This is a genomic window from Candidatus Kaelpia aquatica, from assembly GCA_030765335.1.
Lineage (GTDB): Bacteria > Omnitrophota > Gorgyraeia > Kaelpiales > Kaelpiaceae > Kaelpia > Kaelpia aquatica.
In genome coordinates, this window is the sequence record JAVCCU010000037.1 from 1 (window position 1) to 20,925 (window position 20,925).

The 20,925-nt window shown below is 37.5% G+C and carries 20 protein-coding genes and 1 tRNA gene; all 21 read right to left on the bottom strand.

What is annotated here, in order from left to right:
* Window position 1: 1 nt before the first annotated feature.
* A tRNA-Met gene (locus P9X27_06180) sits at window positions 2-75 on the bottom strand.
* A 54-nt stretch (window positions 76-129) separates the two neighbouring features.
* Entirely contained in the window at window positions 130-438 is a 309-nt protein-coding gene (locus tag P9X27_06185; protein MDP8253965.1) for a TIGR03936 family radical SAM-associated protein, read from the bottom strand.
* A complete protein-coding gene (locus P9X27_06190; protein MDP8253966.1) occupies window positions 435-1,544 on the bottom strand; it encodes a type IV pilus twitching motility protein PilT in 1,110 nt (369 codons plus the stop codon). The genes P9X27_06185 and P9X27_06190 overlap by 4 nt, the downstream gene beginning before the upstream one ends.
* Window positions 1,545-1,573: 29 nt before the next feature.
* Entirely contained in the window at window positions 1,574-3,328 is a 1,755-nt protein-coding gene (locus P9X27_06195; GenBank protein ID MDP8253967.1) for a TIGR03960 family B12-binding radical SAM protein, read from the bottom strand.
* Entirely contained in the window at window positions 3,321-4,358 is a 1,038-nt protein-coding gene (locus P9X27_06200) for an FtsW/RodA/SpoVE family cell cycle protein (protein MDP8253968.1), read from the bottom strand. Before P9X27_06200 ends, P9X27_06195 begins: the two co-directional genes overlap by 8 nt.
* The gene (gene mrdA, locus P9X27_06205) at window positions 4,355-6,067 is read right to left on the bottom strand and encodes a penicillin-binding protein 2 (GenBank protein ID MDP8253969.1); all 1,713 of its coding nucleotides are present in this window, start codon (window positions 6,065-6,067) and stop codon (window positions 4,355-4,357) included. Before mrdA ends, P9X27_06200 begins: the two co-directional genes overlap by 4 nt.
* Window positions 6,037-6,477 (bottom strand): hypothetical protein, encoded by a 441-nt coding sequence (locus tag P9X27_06210; GenBank protein ID MDP8253970.1) that lies wholly within the window; start codon window positions 6,475-6,477, stop codon window positions 6,037-6,039. The genes mrdA and P9X27_06210 overlap by 31 nt, the downstream gene beginning before the upstream one ends.
* A complete protein-coding gene (gene mreC, locus P9X27_06215; GenBank protein MDP8253971.1) occupies window positions 6,477-7,205 on the bottom strand; it encodes a rod shape-determining protein MreC in 729 nt (242 codons plus the stop codon). The genes P9X27_06210 and mreC overlap by 1 nt, the downstream gene beginning before the upstream one ends.
* A 23-nt stretch (window positions 7,206-7,228) precedes the next feature.
* On the bottom strand, window positions 7,229-8,302 hold the full coding sequence (locus P9X27_06220) for a rod shape-determining protein (GenBank protein ID MDP8253972.1): 1,074 nt from the start codon (window positions 8,300-8,302) through the stop codon (window positions 7,229-7,231).
* A gap of 79 nt (window positions 8,303-8,381) precedes the next feature.
* Complete coding sequence (aroA, locus tag P9X27_06225; GenBank protein MDP8253973.1) at window positions 8,382-9,698, bottom strand: 3-phosphoshikimate 1-carboxyvinyltransferase; 1,317 nt, start codon at window positions 9,696-9,698, stop codon at window positions 8,382-8,384.
* A gap of 18 nt (window positions 9,699-9,716) precedes the next feature.
* Window positions 9,717-10,457 carry a hypothetical protein gene (locus P9X27_06230; protein ID MDP8253974.1) on the bottom strand — a complete coding sequence of 247 codons (741 nt, stop codon included), beginning with the start codon at window positions 10,455-10,457 and terminating at the stop codon, window positions 9,717-9,719.
* A 1-nt stretch (window position 10,458) separates the two neighbouring features.
* Complete coding sequence (locus P9X27_06235; protein ID MDP8253975.1) at window positions 10,459-11,445, bottom strand: RluA family pseudouridine synthase; 987 nt, start codon at window positions 11,443-11,445, stop codon at window positions 10,459-10,461.
* The gene (lspA, locus tag P9X27_06240) at window positions 11,423-11,920 is read right to left on the bottom strand and encodes a signal peptidase II (GenBank protein ID MDP8253976.1); all 498 of its coding nucleotides are present in this window, start codon (window positions 11,918-11,920) and stop codon (window positions 11,423-11,425) included. Before lspA ends, P9X27_06235 begins: the two co-directional genes overlap by 23 nt.
* On the bottom strand, window positions 11,875-12,276 hold the full coding sequence (locus tag P9X27_06245) for a TraR/DksA family transcriptional regulator (GenBank protein ID MDP8253977.1): 402 nt from the start codon (window positions 12,274-12,276) through the stop codon (window positions 11,875-11,877). The genes lspA and P9X27_06245 overlap by 46 nt, the downstream gene beginning before the upstream one ends.
* The gene (gene ileS, locus P9X27_06250) at window positions 12,273-15,095 is read right to left on the bottom strand and encodes an isoleucine--tRNA ligase (protein ID MDP8253978.1); all 2,823 of its coding nucleotides are present in this window, start codon (window positions 15,093-15,095) and stop codon (window positions 12,273-12,275) included. The genes P9X27_06245 and ileS overlap by 4 nt, the downstream gene beginning before the upstream one ends.
* Window positions 15,092-15,916, bottom strand: a complete 825-nt coding sequence (locus tag P9X27_06255) for a purine-nucleoside phosphorylase (protein MDP8253979.1) — start codon at window positions 15,914-15,916, stop codon at window positions 15,092-15,094. Before P9X27_06255 ends, ileS begins: the two co-directional genes overlap by 4 nt.
* Before the next feature lie 14 nt (window positions 15,917-15,930).
* Complete coding sequence (locus P9X27_06260; protein ID MDP8253980.1) at window positions 15,931-16,242, bottom strand: YggT family protein; 312 nt, start codon at window positions 16,240-16,242, stop codon at window positions 15,931-15,933.
* Window positions 16,242-17,027: a pyrroline-5-carboxylate reductase gene (proC, locus tag P9X27_06265; protein MDP8253981.1), complete on the bottom strand. Its 786-nt coding sequence runs from the start codon at window positions 17,025-17,027 to the stop codon at window positions 16,242-16,244. Before proC ends, P9X27_06260 begins: the two co-directional genes overlap by 1 nt.
* A complete protein-coding gene (locus P9X27_06270; protein MDP8253982.1) occupies window positions 17,024-17,701 on the bottom strand; it encodes a YggS family pyridoxal phosphate-dependent enzyme in 678 nt (225 codons plus the stop codon). Before P9X27_06270 ends, proC begins: the two co-directional genes overlap by 4 nt.
* Before the next feature lie 33 nt (window positions 17,702-17,734).
* The gene (pabB, locus tag P9X27_06275; GenBank protein ID MDP8253983.1) at window positions 17,735-19,426 is read right to left on the bottom strand and encodes an aminodeoxychorismate synthase component I; all 1,692 of its coding nucleotides are present in this window, start codon (window positions 19,424-19,426) and stop codon (window positions 17,735-17,737) included.
* 153 nt (window positions 19,427-19,579) lie between these two features.
* On the bottom strand, window positions 19,580-20,782 hold the full coding sequence (tyrS, locus tag P9X27_06280) for a tyrosine--tRNA ligase (GenBank protein MDP8253984.1): 1,203 nt from the start codon (window positions 20,780-20,782) through the stop codon (window positions 19,580-19,582).
* Window positions 20,783-20,925: the final 143 nt, after the last annotated feature.

A 20,925-nucleotide genomic window follows, 5' to 3' on the forward strand; every position in this document is an offset into this window, starting at 1 on the left:
ATAGCGGTGAGTGGACTCGAACCACTGACAATACGGGTATGAGCCGTACGCTCTAACCAGCTGAGCTACACCGCCATAAAACTGAATTTAAATTATACCAGAATATTTATCAATTTAAAGAATGAAAAATCAAACCTTAACCACTGACACCATTTGAATCTCAACTGGAAGCTGCTTGTTTAATTCTTTTTTCAATCTATTCTCTTCTATATCTTCTTTTAATCTTATGAACAACTGCTCTCCATCACTCTCTATGCCAAGCTTAAGAGCCCTAATGAACTTAATCTTTGGTAACGGATGAAAACCCTGAGAATAAAACACATCTATGTTAGCCCGTCTTAAAACACGCTGAAAGAGATGCAATAAATCAAGATGTGATATAAACTTTAACAATCCTTTCTTTGTAAATGCAAGCTCATACTCTACCGACTCTTTCATGCTTTTCTTTGAATTAATTTTTTAAGATCCTCAACATCTAAAGAGTGGAGCATCGCCTGCTCATAATCTATATCACCATTCAAATAGAGATTGACCAAGCTCTGGTTCATAGTGCTCATACCCTCTGCCTGTGCATTCTGAAGTATTGATGCTATCTGATGAACCTTGCTCTCCCTGATCATGCTTTTCACCGCATGGCTTGCAATCATCATCTCATATGCCAAGACACGGCCGGGCCCTTCTCTCTTTGCTATAAGCTGTTGAGTGAGAACTGCCAAAAGAACAAAGGAGAGCTGCACTCTTACCTGAGACTGCTTATGTGATGGAAAGATATCGATAATCCTGTTAATACTCTGGATTGCATCCGAAGTATGGAGCGTTGCAAGAACAAGATGTCCTGTTTCAGCTATATTTAAAGCCGCCTCCACTGTTTCAACATCACGCATCTCACCAATAAGAATAACATCGGGATCCTCTCTTAATATATGCCTTAGAGAATTATCAAATGAGCGGGTATCGGCTCCCACTTCCCGCTGATCTACAACAGAGTTCCTAGATTCAAAAACATACTCTACTGGATCTTCTACGGTTATTATGTGGCTCGTTCTATTTTCGTTTAACCATTCAATCATAGAGGCTATTGACGTAGATTTTCCGCTTCCAGTCGAACCGGTAACAAGGATAAGCCCTCTTTTTTTACTTAATAACTTTTCAACAACAAGCTCTTGATTTAATCCGCATTTAGAAAGCAGCGGTATTTTAATAGGCAGCATCCTTATAGCAGCAGCAAGAGAACCTCTCTGAATATAGAGATTAATTCTATAGCGGGCTACTCCTTCTACCTCAATTGCAAAATCCAGCTCCCACTCATCCTTAAACTTCTCTCTCTGCTCCTCATTTAACACACTAAAAGACATCTTCTCGATGTCATCCGATGAAAGCTCAGAATGGTCGCTCTTAGTTAAACTCCCGTCTATTCTAAATATCGGAGGATAGCCGTCTTTAAGATGTAAATCAGAAGCATTGTTTTGAGACATCTCAATGAGAAGATCTTTAAAAGAGCTGTCCATCTCATTTTTTTTAACAACACCTTTAAAAAACCCCATATTATTACCTCCTTTTGATCTCAAAGATACTAAAATTTAGCCCTGACACTCTCAAAACTTGCCCATAAATCATTTTTATCAATACCTGCATCTACGTAATCCCAAGGCAAGGAAGAGAGCTCACCCCAGGAGGGCCTAAGATAACTGTCTATATCGATGTTTTTTTTACTGAATGCATTATACCATAAACTACTATTGAATTCTCCTTCCCATGAATCAAATCTTGCACCTGTCTTCCAGGCCTCATAGATAACGGAAGACAATCTTCTATCCCCCCGAGAAAAAATCGCTTCAATTAAAGAGTAATCATAATCTCTAAAATCAATCTTGATACGCCTATTACGCAGGTTATCTCTTATGAATCCAATCTGCTCTAACACTTCCTCTCTAGATGCAAAAGGATGCCATTGAAAAGGCGTATGGGGTTTAGGAATAAAGGCTGCAAAGCTAAGCTTTAGATTAATAGCTCTCTTTGTCTTTAACTTTAGGAGGCCTTTTATAAACTCGACCGTCTCTTTTAAGTCATCGATCTTAAGACCTGGAAGCCCAAGCATATAATATAGCTTTATACTCTTCCAGCCCCTATCAAAGGCAAAAGACGCAATCTCGCTCAATATCTTCTCATCAACATATTTTCCTACTATATCCTTCATTCTCAAAGACCCTACTTCAGGAGCAAATGTTAGCGAAGGCCTTTTTGTATCCACAAATTTACTTAAATTATCTATAAGGCTCTTGCTAACCCAAAGAGAGGGCAAACTTAAAAATAGATTTAGATCTTTAAAGTCAGACTTCAAACCATCAATCAGATTCTCTATACCGGAATAAACTCCGCTTGAAAGTGAAGAGAGGCAAATTTCTTCATATCCTGTATTTTCATAGTTCTTCTTAGCGCTAGAAATAAGACCTCCTATCTCTCTCTGTCTTGGCGGACCATAATAGACTCTTGCCTGGCAAAACCTACAGGAGTTCGGACAACCCCGCATAATTTCAAGATTTATCCTATCATGGACTGTGCGAATATAAGATACGGTAGGCTTAACAGAATGGGCCACACTATTAAGATCAGCTACATAATGCTTCTTAACCTTTCTATCTATAGCGGTAATAACAAAACCTTCTTCTGTCAGCTCTGTATTATAAAGCGAAGGAACATAGACTGAGCTCTGGTCTTTAAAGCTATAGAGCAGTTCTTCTCTTAGAATACCGCTCTCACGTCCTGCAGAAATACTCTCTAACAAAGGAATAATAATATCTTCTGCTTCACCGATAAGAAAAAAATCAAAGAAATCCGCAACAGGTTCGGGATTTAATGTAGAAGGACCTCCTCCGATTATCAAAGGATGATTATCCGCTCTATCTTTAGAGAATATATCTAAACCTGCCAGATCAAGTATTGTTAAAATATTTGTATAGTTTAGCTCATGCTGAAGCGTAAACGCAATAACATCAAATTCAGAGAGAAGCCTCTTACTCTCAAGGCTATATAAAGGCAGACTTGAGCTCCTAAGTAAACTCTCCATATCATGCCAGGGGGCAAAAGATCTCTGACAGATAAATTCAGGCTTTGCATTTATAATTTCATATAGAAGCCGTAATCCTTGATTGCTCATTCCAATCTCATACAGATCAGGGTATATCAAAGCAACTCTAAGAGAGGCTTTATCCCAATCCTTCTCTATGCTGTTATGCTCTCTACCTATATAGCGGCCAGGCTTTTGAACGCTAGAAAGATTGTTTAGAAGAAACTCTTCTATTTTTTTAGGCTCTAAGTAATTATTCATCTCTTAAAAATAATGCTACCATAACAACTGTAACAATTAAATCCGACCCGCCATAGCTAAAAAATGGAAGCGGCAATCCCACAATAGGAAAGATACCTATAGTCATACCGATATTTACTATTATCTGAACTGATATAGTGATGAGAAAAAGATTGAGCAACATACCTGAAGCTCCATCTTTTTTTCTACAAGCAATATTATGCATCCTTCTAAGCATAAGCAAGTACAACCCTAAGAGCGCGACAACGCCAAGAAAACCCCACTCTTCAGCAAAGACAGGGAATACAAAATCTGTATGAGACTCTGGAAGAAATCTCAATTGCCCCTGAGCTCCGTTTAACCATCCTTTACCAATAATGTTCCCAGATCCTACCGCTATCTTAGACTGCATTAAGGTATAGCCTGCCCCTAAAGGGTCACGCTCGGGATTCATGAATGTTAAAATTCTATTTTTCTGATAAGGCTTTAAATTAAAATAAAGAATTGGTGCTATCATTAACGCAGCAATAATCCAAGGTAAAGCTTTTCTAAGGCTTGCTTTCTTAAGTATAAAGAAAGCAATAACTGAAGGAAACAACATTAATGAGCCGCCTAAATCCGGCTCTTTAGCGATTAAGACTGCCCCGAGAAGAGTGAAAAAGAGCGGCATAATAAATGAGAATAGAGTCTTGAAATTACTATGGTAGAACACAGATGCAAGAAATACTGGGAGCGCAAATTTCATAATTTGTGAAGGCTGAATATTTAAAAAACCAAATTTAATCCATCTACGAACACCTTCGGCAGGTAATACCAAAACTATAATCAAAAGCAATATAGAAGCGATATAGATCACCCATCCCAAATTCAAAATCCGCCTAATTCCTATAAAATATACTCCAGAAGCTACTAAGATCGATAATAGAAACCATATGATCTGCCGCGTGATATAGTTTCCTGAAAAATTATAACTTGCACTATAGAGGTTCATGATCCCGATCAAAAATATTAACAATACATATAAAATTAAGATGTCTAATTTTTTATTCATAGTTCACTCTTTTTATAATAATATTTTAGAAACTCTTTTGTTATTCTTGCCGTTGCATACCCTCCGCCACCCCCATGTTCAACAAAAGCTAAAAAAGCAATCCTAGGAGAGTCGTAAGGAGCAAAGCCTGCAAACCAAGCATGCGGTTTTCCCGATGTTACCTGAGCAGTGCCTGTCTTACCAGCAATAGCAGGGACTACTTTAGCGATCTGCCCTGTACCGGTAGGGCTATTTACTGTATCCCTCATAGCTCTTTTTATAAATTTGATATCTCTAACAGAGATAGGGATGTTTTCAGACTCTTCTTTATCAACTAACTCACCGCTTATAGAACTGCAGACCTTTGGCTTCAGGAGAGTCCCCTCATTAGCCAATGCCGCCATAAATCGTATAACCTGCATAGGGCTCGCCAAAAGATAGCCCTGACCTATAGATATATTGATTGTATCCCCAGGATACCAGTGCTCTTTTATCTTCTTAGCTTTCCAATTCGAAGACGGCAAAAGACCATCCTTCTCATAGGGTAAATCAATTCCGGTCTTCTGGCCGAAACCAAAAAGATCCGCATGATAGACAATAGAGTCAACACCTGTCTTTAGCCCAATATTATAGAAGTATACATTACAAGAATGCGCTATGGCTTGACGTAAATCCTGCCAATCATGCCCGCTGCTATTCCAGCATTTATAGCTTCGCCCTCCATAGATGAAGTGCCCTGGACAGAAAAACTTATCTCCCGAACTAATAACATCGCTATCAAGGGCTGCAACAGCAATAAGCAATTTAAATACCGACCCTAAAGGATACTCTCCCTGTATAGCACGATTTAAAAGAGGCTTTTCTCTAGAGCTCAGGAGTTGTAAGATTTTATGATTATCCGATGATATAAATACATTGGGATCAAAATTAGGCGAACTTACCGCAGCTATAATTTCACCTGAATCAACATCCATAGCAAGAAAACACCCTGTATAAGGAGAGAGCAGTTCTTCAGCCTTTTGCTGTAAATCTAAATCGATAGTTAGATATATATCTAATCCCCTTTTCGGCTCCTCGCGACTCAAAATCTCTATAATTCTACCCTGATTGTCAACTTTAACCAACATTCCACCATCACTGCCTTTTAAATAAGGCTCAAACTCTTTCTCCGCTCCGCTCTTACCAATATAAGAACTAAATCTATAGCCATAAGGCTTTAGTTCTTTCAGCTCGTCTTCAGAGATCTCGCCAAGGTAGCCTAATAAATGAGAGGCAACAGTACCATTGGAGTAGTATCTCTTAATATTTTCAGATATAAGCAGTCCTGAGATATTTCTGTATTTCTCCTTTAGAAAGAGCGCCCTTTCAAAATCAACATTGGAGACTAATGTTAATGGAGCAAAGGGAGCCTTAAACTTAAGCTTGTAAATATTTTTTAAATCTTCTATATCAATATCAAACTCTCTGTTTATAATTTCAAATATTTCGCTCCTATTTTTGATTCTATCGGGAAGTACCTGTATCGAGAAATTTAAACGATTCCCGGCTAGCTCTCTACCATAACGGTCTAAAATATTACCTCTATAGCCACTTAATGGTAAGACTCTAAGGTAATTATTAAGACTCATCTCCCGATAATAATCACCTTTAATAATCTGAAAATAGAAGACTCTTAAAATGATCAGCACCAGAGATATAGCTAAGAATATTTTATATATCTTGGAAAACATTTTTCTACGTAATTCTGTGTAAAGTATAGTATTATTATTAAAATTAAATTTGAGGCTAAACTCAAAAGATAGACTTTTATACTGCCGTTATACCTTATTAAAAACGAAAAATTGCAGATGGTCCTTACAAAAATAAACCCTAGGAACAAGAACAAAAAATTGAATACTCTATTGCAGTGAAACATCTTTAGTTGCCATTTTTTTATAAAATAGATCATAAAATAAGAGAGAAAATAGAGCCCTACAAATGAGAAGCTGAACATCTCAGCAGCCAAAGCAGATGCCAGGAGGCTATTATAACTAAATTCATCATCAAAGAGCAGGGAATATAAAAAGATAAAAGATATCAGATCTACTCCGCTAAATATCTTTAAAACTCCAGCAATAATTAAAGAGATAGCGTATAGCATTATTCCTGTACTACTATTAAAATATCTTCGACCTTAGAGAGATCGACAAAAGGTTCAACATCAGCAACTTTATACATCTGAGAAGCATGCATATAGATATTAACTACTCTTCCAATAGCTATCCCCTTAGGCAACAGGCCTTTCCCTGAAGTTACTACTGTATCTCCTATTTTAATGTCACTATCGATGTTGATGTAAAGCAATTTTGGATTACAGCCCTTACCCCTGCCTGTTAACAATGCAATCTCCCTGGTAGAAGATATACGAACAGAGATACTAAAGCTGGGATCAAAATAAGGCAGTATGAAGGCAAAGTTTGCACCCAGATCATCAACTATCCCTGCAAATCCCTCCGGAGTAATCGCTGCGCCGTTCTTCCTTACACCATCCCTGCTTCCTTTATCTATTAAAAATCTAGATCTCAACTCTTCTTCAATTCTAGAGTTTATATTGGCCACAATGGGCTCTTTTAAACTCTTTTTTAACTCTAAATAATCTTTAAGATTTTTATTTTCATTTTCTAAATCTTCTATTCTGCAAAGCTGACCTTGATTCTCTCTCAATATCCGAGCTATACCTTCTTGAGAAACATCTTCTTTCTTATTTAATACTTTAATGAAAGATAATCTTGAAATATTTGACGACAGTTGAAATAGAGTATTTTGAAAAAAACCTTTTAAGAAAAAAAGGATTATAAATAAGGAGACTGTAATTAGACCTCTTTTCATCTATTGTTCAGGACAAAAGCTTTCTAAGATTCTAGCTTAGGCTGGACCATAACTCTCTTTAAATATCTCAATTCACTCAATACCTTACCAGTACCCAACGCAACAGCAGTTAAAGGATCATCTGCAACATGGACAGGAAGCCCTGTCTCTTCAGTTATCAAAAGATCCAAACCCCTAAGAAGTGCACCTCCTCCGGCTAAAACAATTCCAACCTCTATTAAATCAGCAGAGAGCTCGGGGGGGGTTCTTTCAAGGGTAAACCTGGTTACCTCCAGTATTTGAGTGATAGGCTCAGCCATAGCCTCTCTCACTTCTTCAGAAGTTATAGATACTGACTTAGGAAGACCTGTAACTATATCGCGCCCCCTAACCTCCATTGTCAACTCTTCTTCTAAAGGATAGGCCGATCCGATCTTTATCTTAATATCTTCGGCAGTCCTCTCTCCAATCATAAGGTTATAGGTCTTCTTCATATGCTGGATTATAGCTTCGTCCATCTCATCCCCGCCTATTCTAATGCTTTTTGCCAACACCAACCCAGCCAGAGATATAACTGCTATTTCAGTAGTACCTCCACCTATGTCTATCACCATATTACCTATAGGCTCATATATCGGCAGTCCTACTCCTATTGCAGCAGCAACAGGCTCCTCTATAAGGTATACCTCTCTAGCGCCTGCATGAAGAGCTGAATCCTTAACAGCCCTCTTCTCGACTTCGGTAATTCCAGACGGTATAGCTATTACAACGCGGGGTTTTAGTAAGAACTTTTTCCTGTTTACCTTGGTTATAAAATACCTCAACATCTGTTCGGCTACTTCAAAGTCAGTTATCACTCCATCCTGAAGTGGTCTAATAGCAACTATATTACCGGGTGTCTTCCCCAGCATTCTTTTGGCTTCCTCTCCAACAGCTAGAACGCGGTTCTGACTTCTCTCTATTGCAACAACTGAAGGCTCGCATAAAATAATTCCCTCACCTTTAACGTAGACAAGAGTAGTCGCGGTACCTAAATCTATACCGATATCAGAAGAGAAAGACGAGGCTATACCCTTATAAAGAGAGCTTAGTTTTTTCCACATTTTTAATAAGCGCATTTTTGCCATAATAAACTGATATATTCTATCAATTTGCTGTATTTAAGTCAAACTACAAATAACATTATTAACCAAAATATCATACAATTTCAATACAATTATCTAATATACTGTTTAAATCTTCAACAAAACCAGGATAGGACACAGCTATTGGATCCAAGCAATCTATAGTCGACTCTCCTTTGGCTAATACAGCAGCTACTATATTAACCATGGCAGTCCTATGATCAGAGAAGCTCAATAAATCGGAGTAACTAAGTGCCTCCACTCCCTTTATCAAAACATCCTCACCTAGAACCTCTATTCTAGCCCCCATATTTGTTAAATTTGTTACTATAGAGTTTATTCGATCCGTCTCTTTTACCCTCAACTCCGAAACACCCTCTATATAACTATCTCCTTCTGCAAGAGCAGCAGCAAGAAAGAGGAGAGGCAGTTCGTCTATAAGAGACGGGATCTCTTCTTTAGATACATTGACCCCTTTTAATCTGGAAGTTGATACAACTATATCAGCAGAAGGTTCGGATATAACAGAATCTCTCTCGCTGAGAGTAAGATCAATATCTATATTGGCCCCCATCCTCTTTAAGACATCCACGAAGCCGCAGCGAGTAGGATTCACTCCTACGTTCTTAAGCAGTAATTTTGAATCAGGACTTAAAAGCGTAAGCGTGATAAAAAATGCCGCAGAAGATATATCGGCTGGAACAGAGAAATTAGGTACATTAAGTCTATCCGTTCTCTCTATCTTCACCTCTAAATCATTGGATGAAATATTTGCACCAAAAGAGAAGAGCATCTTCTCTGTATGATCTCGGGATTTATACTCTTGGTGAATTATGGTTGGAGATTCCGCATATAGACCTGCTATCAAAATAGCCGATTTAACCTGTGCACTAGAAATAGGCATAACATACTCTATTCCATTTAGCTTTGAACCTATAACTTCTATCGGGAGGAAATTGGCACCATCATCACCTTTAAAATTGGCTCCCATCATAGATAGGGGCTCTGTAACCCGCCTCATCGGACGCAGAGATAATGATTCATCACCTCTGATTGTTGCGTTAAAATCCTGAGCACTCAGAAGTCCTAAAATAAGTCTTGCAGTAGTTCCAGAGTTGCCAAGATAAAGATCCTTATCAGGATTTTTCAACCCTTTAAGTCCAACCCCCGATATGCTAACCTCATCCTTTTTAACAGATATATCCAAACCTAAGCTGCGAAAAGCATCTATAGTGCTGAGTGAGTCCTGAGAAAATAAAAAATTTCTTATTTTTACTCTGTTATTAGATAAAGCAGAAAAAAATATGCCTCGATGCGATATCGACTTATCCGCTGGCGGAGTAAGCTCTGAGTCAAAAGAAATACTCTCTCTCTTCTTCTTGATTTTCATATCGAATTATAGAAAGGATTATTCTTTTAAAAATATCTCTATGTTCATTCCTTCTGCTATATTATCTCGACCCTCTAATATATCCAATACAGCCATAGAATCATAAACTCTATCCGGATTAAGCTCTCCTTTTAATTGACCCTGAATATTAAATTTGTATACAGAGTCTATCTCTACACCATCTTTGACTCCTTTATTTAGAACAATAAAACCATACTCTTTATTGAAAGCCATAATCTCTGCCTCTATTTGAACAACTTTACTCTCTAGTAGAGGCTTAGCTTCTGGAAGAATTTCTTCTACTGTAATATTCTCAAGCTGCACATTGTCATCTTCTACTATAGGCTCTCTTTCTACTAATTTTGGAATCTCATCCTTAAGTTTGCTCTGATACTTTTCTAGCTTGGCCTTCTGTTCTTCGAGCCTGCCAAGGAGTACACCTCTTTCCTGCGATAATATGATGATCTCTGATTTAGCTCCATCCAGATTATCCACCAGTCTACCTATCTCATTGGAGAGCTCTTCATTTTTGACTATTTTTTTCTCAAGCTCCTGAGTTATTTTTTGATAATCATCTTTTATCTTACTTAAATCTTCTTTTATCTTCTGCTTATCCTTTTGCATCAAATCCAGATCAGCCTCCACGTCTTTTCTCAACATCACCTCTCTCTCTTTCTCTTGATAAAGAAAAAAGTAACCCGTTCCGATACCGGATGTTATAACTAAGATGAGTATAAAAATCAAAATTTTCTTAAACATATCACACCTCCTGTATAATATTATCTAAGATAAGATTATAGTTCGCTATTCCTAATTTAGAAAGCAAATTTTTAAAATCATTTGCCAATGGGGCCTTGAAATTGATCTGAATATTTTTCACAGGATGAAAAAACTTTATATGGTAAGCATGTAAAGCCTGGCGAGCTATCAAATCTGAACTCTTGCCATATTTAGAATCTCCAATAATAGGATGTCCATAATGTTTCATGTGGACTCGCAACTGATGCGTTCTGCCTGTCTTAGGAAACAGGGCAATAAGAGTATAAATCTTCTTAGACTTAACGGTAATCTTTAGGCTGACTCTTTGAACAACCCTAAAATAGGTCTCTGCTGGCCTCCCTTTAGAATCATCTATCTCCATAATTGTTCTTTTAATCCTCGACCTTCCAATGGGCCTTACAATTAAGCCTTCATCATACTCAACGCTGCCTTCAACTAAGGCAAGGTAAATTTTAATAACCTCTTTATTTTTAAATTGAGCAGCTATACCATTATGAGCTTCGTTGTTCTTAGCAATAATCATAATGCCAGAAGTATCCTTATCAAGCCTGTGCACAATACCGGGCTTTAAAGGCCCGTTGATATTTGAGAGCTCATTGAACTTAAAAAGCAATCCGTTAATTAGAGTGTCGGAATCGGACTTGCTTAGCGGATGAGTAATAACACCGGCAGGCTTATTGATAACCGCTATATCTTTATCTTCATATATAACAGAAATACCCATATCTTTAGGCTCTATATCATTCTCTCTAAATCCGTTTTTCAAAATGCTTACTTCATCCCCTTCTCTAACGATATCTGAAGGTTTTACCGCACTGCTGCCATTGACTGAAACAGCTTTCTGGTAAATTATTTTTTTGATCTTCTCTCTAGAGATATCTTTAAGCTCACCGTGGAGAAGACGATCTAATCTAATACCAGAGCCTTCGTACTTAAAAGAGTAACTATTCTTTTCTAAATATGGCATCTTTTAGCATTAAGCATATTGCTACAGTTATATAGCTATCTGCAAGATTAAAAGTAGGGAAAAAAGCAAAGTTTAAGTAGTCTATAACTCCTCCGTAAATAAACCTGTCTATGAGATTAGAGGCTGCTCCAGCTATGATTAAAGCAAAGCTTAAATATAAGGCTCTGGTATTTAAACAAAATAAGAAATAGATTAAAAAGGAGATTAAGATACAGGTATTCACCCATATAAATACCTGAGGCAGATTAGCTAAGACCCCAAAAGCTATTCCAGGATTTACCAAAATCTTAATATTAAAAAACCCGGGCAGAAGATCATAGACAACCTCACCTTGCGGAAATATGCTCAAATAGGTCTTTACTATCTGGTCCACCAACAACAAAATGACTATTAGAAAAAAATGAAGCCCCTTACCTTTGGGGCAGCTTTTCATTCCTTTTCCCTTTGAACCCTCTTCTCTTCTTCGATTTGGCATTCTAAGCAGTGTTTAGCATAGGGAATAGCATTTAAGCGGCTTTTCTTTATATTGTTCTCACAAAGCTCGCAGATACCATACTCGCCAGAATCAATCCTAGATAGAGCCTCACCTATAAGATACACTAATTCCTGTTCATTGTTGGCCAAAGCATAAGAAAACTCTCTATCAAAGCTGTCTGTAGCCATATCAGCCATATGATAGGTATAGTTTGATATCTCTCCAGATACATCTTGTTGGGATTTAAAGATACTATCCTCAGTTAAATGTCTTATCTCTAAAGATATTTTCTTTTTTAAATCCATTAGAACCTTCTTGATCTTTTCCAGCTCCTGCTTGTTGAGTTTTTTATTCATGATATCTTCTCCAATACTTTAGCACAGCGAAGGCAAACATCTCTATGTTTTCCATCTTTACCAACATCAAAAGTATAATTCCAACAACGCATACACTTCTTGCCCTGACTCTTCTCAACAACAATATCTATCTTTCCAAAACCATCTATATCCTCAGCGCTGCAATCTGCTTTATTAATCTTAAGTAGCTCCGCCTCTGAGACTATAAACAGCATGGCCAAAATAGATTTATAATTATCCAAGAAGTCATAGCTGTTGTCCAGTAGAATTTTTAACCTCACCTTAGTTTCAAGTGAGCTGCCTATCTCACCTAGTTCCCTCTTTCTCTCAATCGCCTTCATGACAACATCTCTTAAAATAAAGAGCTTATTAAAATCCTGCAAAACCTCCTTGCTCTCTTGATTTAATGCCATATCTTTAAAAGAAGTCAGATGTACACTATCGCACCTTGAATCGTCTTCATCTTTAATCTCTAAGTTTTCCCAAATATCTTCAGCCGTAAAAGGCAATATTGGAGCTATTAGCCTCACCAGCGTAGACAGCAAATGGTAGATTACAGTTTGAGAAGATTTTCTCTTCTGATCCTGGGGATTAAAAGTATACATTCTGTCTTTAAGGATATCTAAGTAGATGGATGATAGTCTCTCGTTCATAAAAAGATAGATTTTTTTAAATACCTGATTAAATTCATAATTACCATAAAGAGATTCGACTTCCTTATTAAGCACTATAGACTCTGCATATATCCAGCTATCTATCAAATCCAGATCTGAATATGAAACCTTATCCTTTCTAGGATCATAGTCGTATATATTACTCAAAAGAAATTTAAAAGTATTTCTTATCTTTCTGTAGGACTCTGCGCTCTGCTTTATTATGTCCTCTGAGATTCTTAAATCCTGAGTAAAATCCCGTGATATAGACCAGAGCCTTAAAACATCAGCGCCATATCTCTGAATCACCTTCAATGGAGATATCACATTACCTAAAGATTTAGACATCTTTTTTCCTTCGCCATCAACCACGAAACCATGCGTAAGAACAGTTTTATATGGAGGTTCCTCTTTTATGCTAATTCCCGTAATAAGAGACGACTGAAACCACCCTCTATGCTGATCGCTACCTTCAAGGTAGAGGTCGGCAGGATAGCTTAAATTATACTTATCTTTTAATACTGCCTGATGACTTATTCCAGATTCAAACCAGACATCTACGATATCATTCTCTTTTTCAAAGAGGTCGACATTATTATTACCGCAATGATCACATTGAAAACCTCGAGGCAGAAATCTCTTATAACTTTCTTGAAACCATAGATCAGCACCATTCTCCTCCACTTCATCAGCAACATTGAGAATAAAATCTTGATTTAAAACAGAACTTTTACAATTCATACACCTAAGAGAGGGGATTGCAACACCCCAGTATCTTTGGCGGGAGAGACACCAATCCGGACGTGTCTGAAGCATCCCTCTCATTCTCTGTAAACCTATCTTAGGAATCCACCTTACTTTATCAGCTGCCTTAAGTAATTTAGAGCGCAAATCGGACTTATCTATTGACATGAAAAGCTGTAATGTAGCTCTAAATACAATTGGAGATTTACATCTCCAACAATGAGGATAGGAATGCTTTATCTTCTCTTCCTTTAAAAGCAGGTTTTTATTTTTAAGTACCTCTCTTACTTTTTCATTCCCGTCCCAGACAAGCTGACCGGAAAATTCGCCAACATCTTCAAATATGCCTTTATCGTTTAAAGGCATGATCATATCAAGCCCTTTCTCTCTACCTAAAAGATAGTCCTCCATACCGTGACCTGGAGCTATGTGGACACACCCTGTACCATCTTCCATGGATACAAAATCAGCCCCAACAACTTTAGACTCCCGCTCTATGAAGGGGTGCTTTAAATGAAGGCCTTCAAGCTCTCTTCCTTTAGCAGTGTGAATTACAAAGTCTACCTCTAAGGCAAGCTTCTCTTTTAAAAAAGGCAGTCTTTTAGAAGCAACGACCAGCAGTTCTTCTGTTTTTAGCTTCAAGAAGCTATATTCCTCTTCATTGCTAAGCGCCACAGCAACATTGGATATCAATGTCCAAGGAGTAGTGGTCCAAATTAAAAAATAAGACTGACTTGGAAGGCTCAGATTAGCCGCTAATTCTGAATTACTATTGATCATAAACTTTACATATATAGAGTCAGATAGGTGCTCCTCGTATTCTACTTCAGCCTCAGCTAAGGCGGTTTCACACTTAATACACCAATTCACAGGTTTAACATCTTTATAGAGATAGCCTTGCTTTACAAGGTCTGCTAAAGAACGTAAAATAGTGGCTTCATAGTCATAGTTTAAAGTAAGATAAGGAGTATCCCAATTAGCCATACAGCCTAATCTCTGAAACTCTTTTTTCTGAATCTCTACATACTTAAGAGCATAATCCCTCGCCTTCTTGCGAAACTTAACAGGCTCTATCTCAGATTTTTTCAACCCAAGATTTTTAATAAGCTGATGTTCTACGGGTAAGCCATGACAATCCCAGCCAGGTATAAGATTAACAAAATGACCAGTCATGGATTGAAATCTTAGCACTACATCCTTCAATGTTTTATTTAAGGCGTGACCAAGATGGATATCTCCATTAGCGTAAGGAGGCCCGTCATGAAGAATATAAGGAGCATTGTTTTTATTCTTTAATTTAATCTTTTCATATAAATTATTTTTTTCCCACTTTTCAATAAAACCAGGCTCCCTCTGAGGAAGATTTCCCCGCATAGGAAAATTAGTTTTGGGAAGATTTAAAGTCTCTTTATAGTCTTTCATCTTAACTTCGGTATTAACTTATAGACAAGTTGGGCTAACTTAGGCTCTGCTTTTGCAGCAATCCTGAGTATCTCTTTGAAATCTACCGGCTTCAGCGCATCAGGTAAACATAGATCGGTAACACAGCTTATACCCAAGACCTTGAACCCGCAATGAACAGCTGCAATAACCTCAGGGACAGTAGACATGCCTACACAATCAGCCCCTATGGTTCTTAAAAAACGGTACTCTGCTCTTGTTTCTAGGCTCGGCCCTGTTAAGCCAGCATATACACCCTTATGCACTCTTATCTTTAAATCTAAAGCTAAGTCCATTGCCAGCTTCAGCATCTCCTTATTGTAAGGTTCGCACATATCCGGGAACCTCTCTCCAAGCTTATCATCGTTAGGACCAATAAGAGGATTTAGACCCATAAGGTTTATATGGTCGTCTATCAGCATGAGATCTCCTTTTTCAAAACAAGGATTCATCCCGCCTGCAGCATTGGAGATTATAAGGTGCTTCGCGCCCAGAGCACGCATAATACGTATTGGATAGACAACATCATAGACAGAATAACCTTCATAGAGATGAAACCGTCCTCCCATAATTACTACATTCTTAGTGCCAACCTTTCCAAAAATTAACTCTCCCTTATGCCCCTCTACTGTAGAGAGAGGGAAATGAGGAATGTCAGAATAGTCCATACTCTTACTGTTTTTAATCTTTTCTCCAAAAGCAGATAATCCTGAACCCAAAACAATCGCTACATCAGGCCTGACTTTAATACTCTTTTTTATAAAAGAGCCTGTCTCATTGATTTTTTTTCTTAAATCTTCCACTTTAAACTCCTCTTTTAAATACTTCCTTTAAGATAGTAGCTTATCTCCAGCAGCGTTTTAACTAAAAATGATCTCAAAAATATTATTATAAAGAACGCAATAATCGGAGATATATCTATTCCAATGCCAGCTCCAATAGGCAGCATTCTTCTTATAAGAGAGAGTACAGGTTCTGTAACTTTATGCAGAAACTGAACTATTGGATTATAAGGATCCGGATTGACCCAAGACAATAAAGCACGTATTAAAATTAACCAGTAGTATATAGTAAGCAGAACGCTCAAAATCTCAGCTATTGCTCTAATTAAATTAGCAAATATAAACATTATCTTCCTAACTCCTTTGCCCTATTCATTGCTTTTTTAATTCCATCTTTTATAATACCTGATAGATCGCTCTGCTGCCAATAATCCAAACAAGCCTCCGTTGTTCCTCCGGGAGATTTAACCATCCTAATCAACTCATCTGTTGAAATACCCAATTCTCTTAATACTTTTAGAGTTCCTCCCAAAGTATCTAGAGCAATCTTAGAAGATATATCCCCAAGACCAATCTCAGCTGCAGACTCCTCAATAGACTTAAGGAAATAGGCAAAATAAGCAGGTCCGCTGCCAGATATAGCTGTAATGGCATTTATTGAATCTTCGCCTACTACTTTAACATCTCCTATGTTAGCAAATATTTTCTTAGCCAACTCAAGCTCTCTATCGTTAACTTTTTCTGAATGAGTGAGAACCGTAAAAGATTCACCCACCAAGGCACCCATATTCGGCATCGCCCTAATCACCTTCTCTAAAGAACCTTCGTTCTGGATAAAACCTATAGAGGCTCCAGCCGCTATTGAAATAAAAAGCTTATCTCTTCTTAAAAGACGGCCGATCTTATTCAAAAGCTCTTTTAAGTCCTGAGGCTTAACTGCCAGTATAATAACGGCGGATGAATCTATGAGCTGCTCAATATCAAGACATTTTAATCTTCTGTATTTATCAATTATTTCCTCACACCGCACATCATCAGACTCATTAAAATATACCTTATAGCCTCTTGATCCTATTAAGCCTTTAACTATAGCCTCACCCATCTTCCCTAATCCGATAATTCCAATATTCATAGTCTCTCTCCAAAGATTGCTCTACCCAATCTTATAAAATCAGCCCCTTCTTCAATTGCAATCTCAAAGTCATCGCTCATTCCCATTGAAAGATAGAGCTTTCTATTTAACTTTTTACTTATATCATCTCTTACAATTCTAAGCCTTCTGAAAGACCCTCTAATTGCATCCTTATTATCTGTAAAAGGAGCTACGGTCATAAAGCCCACTAAGTCCAGCTGCTTGAACTCTACTATTCTACTAACTAAGGCTTCTATGTTATCCTCACTAACTCCAAACTTCGTCTCTTCTCCGGAAGTATTTACCTCTATAAACACTTTTTGATATTTGTTTTTAATTCTAGAGCACCTATCTATCTCCTCGGCTAACTTTATGCTATCTAAGGAGTGTATATATTCAAAGATATCAACAGCATATTTTACCTTATTAGTCTGGAGATGTCCAACCATATGCCAGCAGATATTAAGACTTTTCAAGTCACCTAACTTGCTTTTTGCCTCCTGGATACGATTCTCTCCGATATCGGAAACACCTAGAGAGGAAGCTTCTCTTATCTTCTCTATATCTACATTCTTCGTTACAGCAACTAGTTTTATAGAATCGGGAGCTCTATCGCTCCTCAGGGATGCTTTTTTAATTTCCTCTTTTATTAAACTAAGATTTTTCGAAATCATTGCCACTAATTTTACCTAAGCAATATAGCCCTGTCAAACTATACCATCTACTACTATTAAACCTCTAAGAGAATTACCTATAAAGACCTTCTCTGAACGCTTAAGATCTTTCAGATATAATGTTTTCTCGCAAACCCTACCGCTATCTAATAGATCTCTCCTCAATACCCCTGACAACAGACCGCATTTTACAGGAGGCGTATAAAGATGGTTATCCAGCAGCAGGAATATATTGCTAATAGCCCCTTCAGTAATCTGACCTTTGGTGTTCATATAGATAACATCAAAAAAACCTTCTTCAAGAGCTTCTATCCTCTCCTTATCATAAATATCCCGTCGAGTGGTCTTATGGTAAAGATATACGTTATCAGGATCTATCTTAGTCGGACTGATCTTAATCTTGATGAGAGAGTTAAGATCTTCCAGTATCCTAAACTCTATTTTAATATTACCTTCCATATCAAGCGTTAGCCTTACCCTATACCTATCTTCTTTAAATTCTTTCTCAAGCTCAGATAGTCTCTCTCTTAAGATACCAATATCTAGAGAAATCTGAAAATATACTGCTGAGCTAGACATCCTATCTATATGATTTTCAATAAGATAATACCCTCTACCTTTATCCCAGCGCATAGTCTCTATTAGATTAAAACAAGAGAAATCTCTATTTAAAAAATCCGCCTTAAGAATAGCCTCTTTATACTCAGACTTATCTAAAGAGTCATACACAATGCCGCCTCCAACACCCATCTCAGCCCTATTTTTATCCAGAAGAATAGTTCTTATAGCTACATTAAAACATGTTTCTCTATTTGGAGAGATGTAGCCAATTGAACCTGTATATATATGACGCGGCTCCTTCTCTAACTCTCTGATTATTCTCATCGTACTTATCTTGGGGGCTCCGGTAACAGATCCGGATGGAAAGAGAGATTTAAATAGCTGCTGATAGCTGAGGCCTTTATTTAAAACCCCTGCTACGGTAGAGGTCATCTGATGCAAAGTGCGATACCTCTGAACTTGAAACAATTTTTCAACCTTAACGCTGCCTATAGAAGAGACTTTTCCCAAATCATTTCTTAGCAAATCAACTATCATGAGATTTTCAGAACGATTTTTAATATCTTGAGCTAACCAAGCCTCTTGGTCTCTATCTTCTAAATTAGAGAAGCCTCGAGAAACAGTACCTTTCATAGGTTCAGTCAAAATATTGCCCTGAGACATTTCAAAAAAGAGCTCCGGCGAAAGAGATATGATATTATTATTACCGGTATTAACGAAAGCGCTGTATGACGTTGGCTGACTCCTGCGTAAATTAAGATAGAGACCTAGCGCGCTCCCCTTAAAGTTAAATTTATATTTAAAAGTATAATTGACTTGATAGGTCCGGCCTGCTTCGATATATCTTTTTACCTTGGCGATAGAGCTGTTATACTCCTCCTCTTTGACGTTTGGCTTAAGCCCTGTTATCTTATAGCTTAAATCTCCAGAGACACCAGATGTCAAGGATCTATCATTATAGCTATGATCAACAATTAAAGGTTCCCTGCTAACGCCTAGCCATATAAGCGGAAAACCCGTGTTTGATCGACATAAGCCTTTGAACGATTCTTCAAAAAGATACCCTGCCTCATATGAGAAAAAACCGCAGAGCCAGAAACCTTTTGTTAAAAAATTTTCAACTTTTTCAAAAAAATCATCCAGGTTATCTCCTGGATTAAACACCAAAAAATCCTCGAAATTATTAAAAAGAAAAGATCTTTGATTGTCAAAATTAGAAGATGCGCTTTCAAGAAATACAAAAGGGCTATCAATTATAGGATTGATTAAAGATATTACTCTTTTTTCAGTAAAAGGAACGCTCCGGGGATACAAGATTTAATCTTTAAAAATTATTTTTCTAAACCTGTGCTTCCCTACTTTAAGAATATACTCGCCCCGCTCTGCTAGTTGAAAATCTTCATCCTCTATTCTACTAGAGCCCAGAGTCACAGCGCCCTGCTTTATCAAACGTCTAGCATCGGAATTACTCTTGACGCAACCGCTATGCACTATCAAATCTACTATCCATGTTTCAGAATTAATCTGATGTTCCTCAATCTCTTGGGGGGCCTCTTTATTAGAAAAGACTTTGATAAAATTATCCTTACTATCTTTCGCTTCATCCTTACTATAAAATATTTCAACAATCGCTTCAGCTAATATAAGCTTGGCATCACGTGCATTATTGTTTTTTATATCTTCCAGATCCAGCTTAGTAAGCAGCTCTGCATATCTTAGAATAAGACTATCAGGTATAGACATGACTTTACCGAAAATATCTTTGGCCGAATCTTCTAAAGCAATATAGTTATCTAAGCTTTTAGACATTTTCTGCGCTCCATTCGTACCCTCTAATATAGGTAAAGTAATTATAACCTGAGGGCTCTGCCCGTAATCCCGCTGAAGCTCACGTCCGACCAGAAGATTAAACTTCTGGTCTCTTCCGCCTAACTCTATATCGGATTCCAAGGCAACAGAATCATAACCTTGAATTAAAGGATAAAGAAACTCTGTTAAAGATATCGGCTTACCCTCTTTATAGCGCAGCATAAAATCATCCCTCTCGAGAATTCTAGCAATCGTATAGTGAGAGCTAAGCTCCAAGACATCTTCAAAGTTCATCTTTTCAAGCCATTCTGAGTTTAAGACAACCTTGGTCTTCTTAGGATCAAGAACCTTAAATATCTGTCTTTTATAAGTTTTTGCATTCCGCTGGGCCTCTTCCTTGGTCAGTCGAGGCCGAATCTCTTTCTGTCCGCTCGGATCACCTATTCGAGCTGTAAAATCACCTATTAAAAAATATACTCTATGGCCTAAATCTTGAAAATCCTTGAGTTTTTTAAGCAGCACCATATGTCCTAAATGAAGATCAGGTGCGCTAGGATCAAATCCTGCTTTAATATTTAAAGGCCTATTAGAGGCATATGAACTCTCTAGCTTCTTAAGAAGGTCTTCTTCTGTGATCAGCTCATCTAAACCCCTTTTGATTATCTTTAACTGCTCATCAGGGGCAACCTTATTATTCATCTCTTTTTTCATCAGAAGCCTCTCCTGCTTCTTCTTTAACCTCTCCCTCTTCAGAAACCTCTTTTGCTTCATCCTCAGCCTGAATAGATTCAGAATCCTCAATTACTACCTCTTCCTCGGAAACATCTTCAGGGCTAACTTCTATTTCTTCTTTA

Bases quoted from the DNA above. Each gene is read 5' to 3' on its own strand.
- P9X27_06185 (MDP8253965.1), bottom strand. From the start codon at position 438: ATGAAAGAGTCGGTAGAGTATGAGCTTGCATTTACAAAGAAAGGATTG.
- P9X27_06190 (MDP8253966.1), bottom strand. From the start codon at position 1,544: ATGGGGTTTTTTAAAGGTGTTGTTAAAAAAAATGAGATGGACAGCTCT.
- P9X27_06195 (MDP8253967.1), bottom strand. From the start codon at position 3,328: ATGAATAATTACTTAGAGCCTAAAAAAATAGAAGAGTTTCTTCTAAAC.
- P9X27_06200 (MDP8253968.1), bottom strand. From the start codon at position 4,358: ATGAATAAAAAATTAGACATCTTAATTTTATATGTATTGTTAATATTT.
- mrdA (MDP8253969.1), bottom strand. From the start codon at position 6,067: ATGTTTTCCAAGATATATAAAATATTCTTAGCTATATCTCTGGTGCTG.
- P9X27_06210 (MDP8253970.1), bottom strand. From the start codon at position 6,477: ATGCTATACGCTATCTCTTTAATTATTGCTGGAGTTTTAAAGATATTT.
- mreC (MDP8253971.1), bottom strand. From the start codon at position 7,205: ATGAAAAGAGGTCTAATTACAGTCTCCTTATTTATAATCCTTTTTTTC.
- P9X27_06220 (MDP8253972.1), bottom strand. From the start codon at position 8,302: ATGCGCTTATTAAAAATGTGGAAAAAACTAAGCTCTCTTTATAAGGGT.
- aroA (MDP8253973.1), bottom strand. From the start codon at position 9,698: ATGAAAATCAAGAAGAAGAGAGAGAGTATTTCTTTTGACTCAGAGCTT.
- P9X27_06230 (MDP8253974.1), bottom strand. From the start codon at position 10,457: ATGTTTAAGAAAATTTTGATTTTTATACTCATCTTAGTTATAACATCC.
- P9X27_06235 (MDP8253975.1), bottom strand. From the start codon at position 11,445: ATGCCATATTTAGAAAAGAATAGTTACTCTTTTAAGTACGAAGGCTCT.
- lspA (MDP8253976.1), bottom strand. From the start codon at position 11,920: ATGCCAAATCGAAGAAGAGAAGAGGGTTCAAAGGGAAAAGGAATGAAA.
- P9X27_06245 (MDP8253977.1), bottom strand. From the start codon at position 12,276: ATGAATAAAAAACTCAACAAGCAGGAGCTGGAAAAGATCAAGAAGGTT.
- ileS (MDP8253978.1), bottom strand. From the start codon at position 15,095: ATGAAAGACTATAAAGAGACTTTAAATCTTCCCAAAACTAATTTTCCT.
- P9X27_06260 (MDP8253980.1), bottom strand. From the start codon at position 16,242: ATGTTTATATTTGCTAATTTAATTAGAGCAATAGCTGAGATTTTGAGC.
- proC (MDP8253981.1), bottom strand. From the start codon at position 17,027: ATGAATATTGGAATTATCGGATTAGGGAAGATGGGTGAGGCTATAGTT.
- P9X27_06270 (MDP8253982.1), bottom strand. From the start codon at position 17,701: ATGATTTCGAAAAATCTTAGTTTAATAAAAGAGGAAATTAAAAAAGCA.
- tyrS (MDP8253984.1), bottom strand. From the start codon at position 20,782: ATGAAAAAAGAGATGAATAATAAGGTTGCCCCTGATGAGCAGTTAAAG.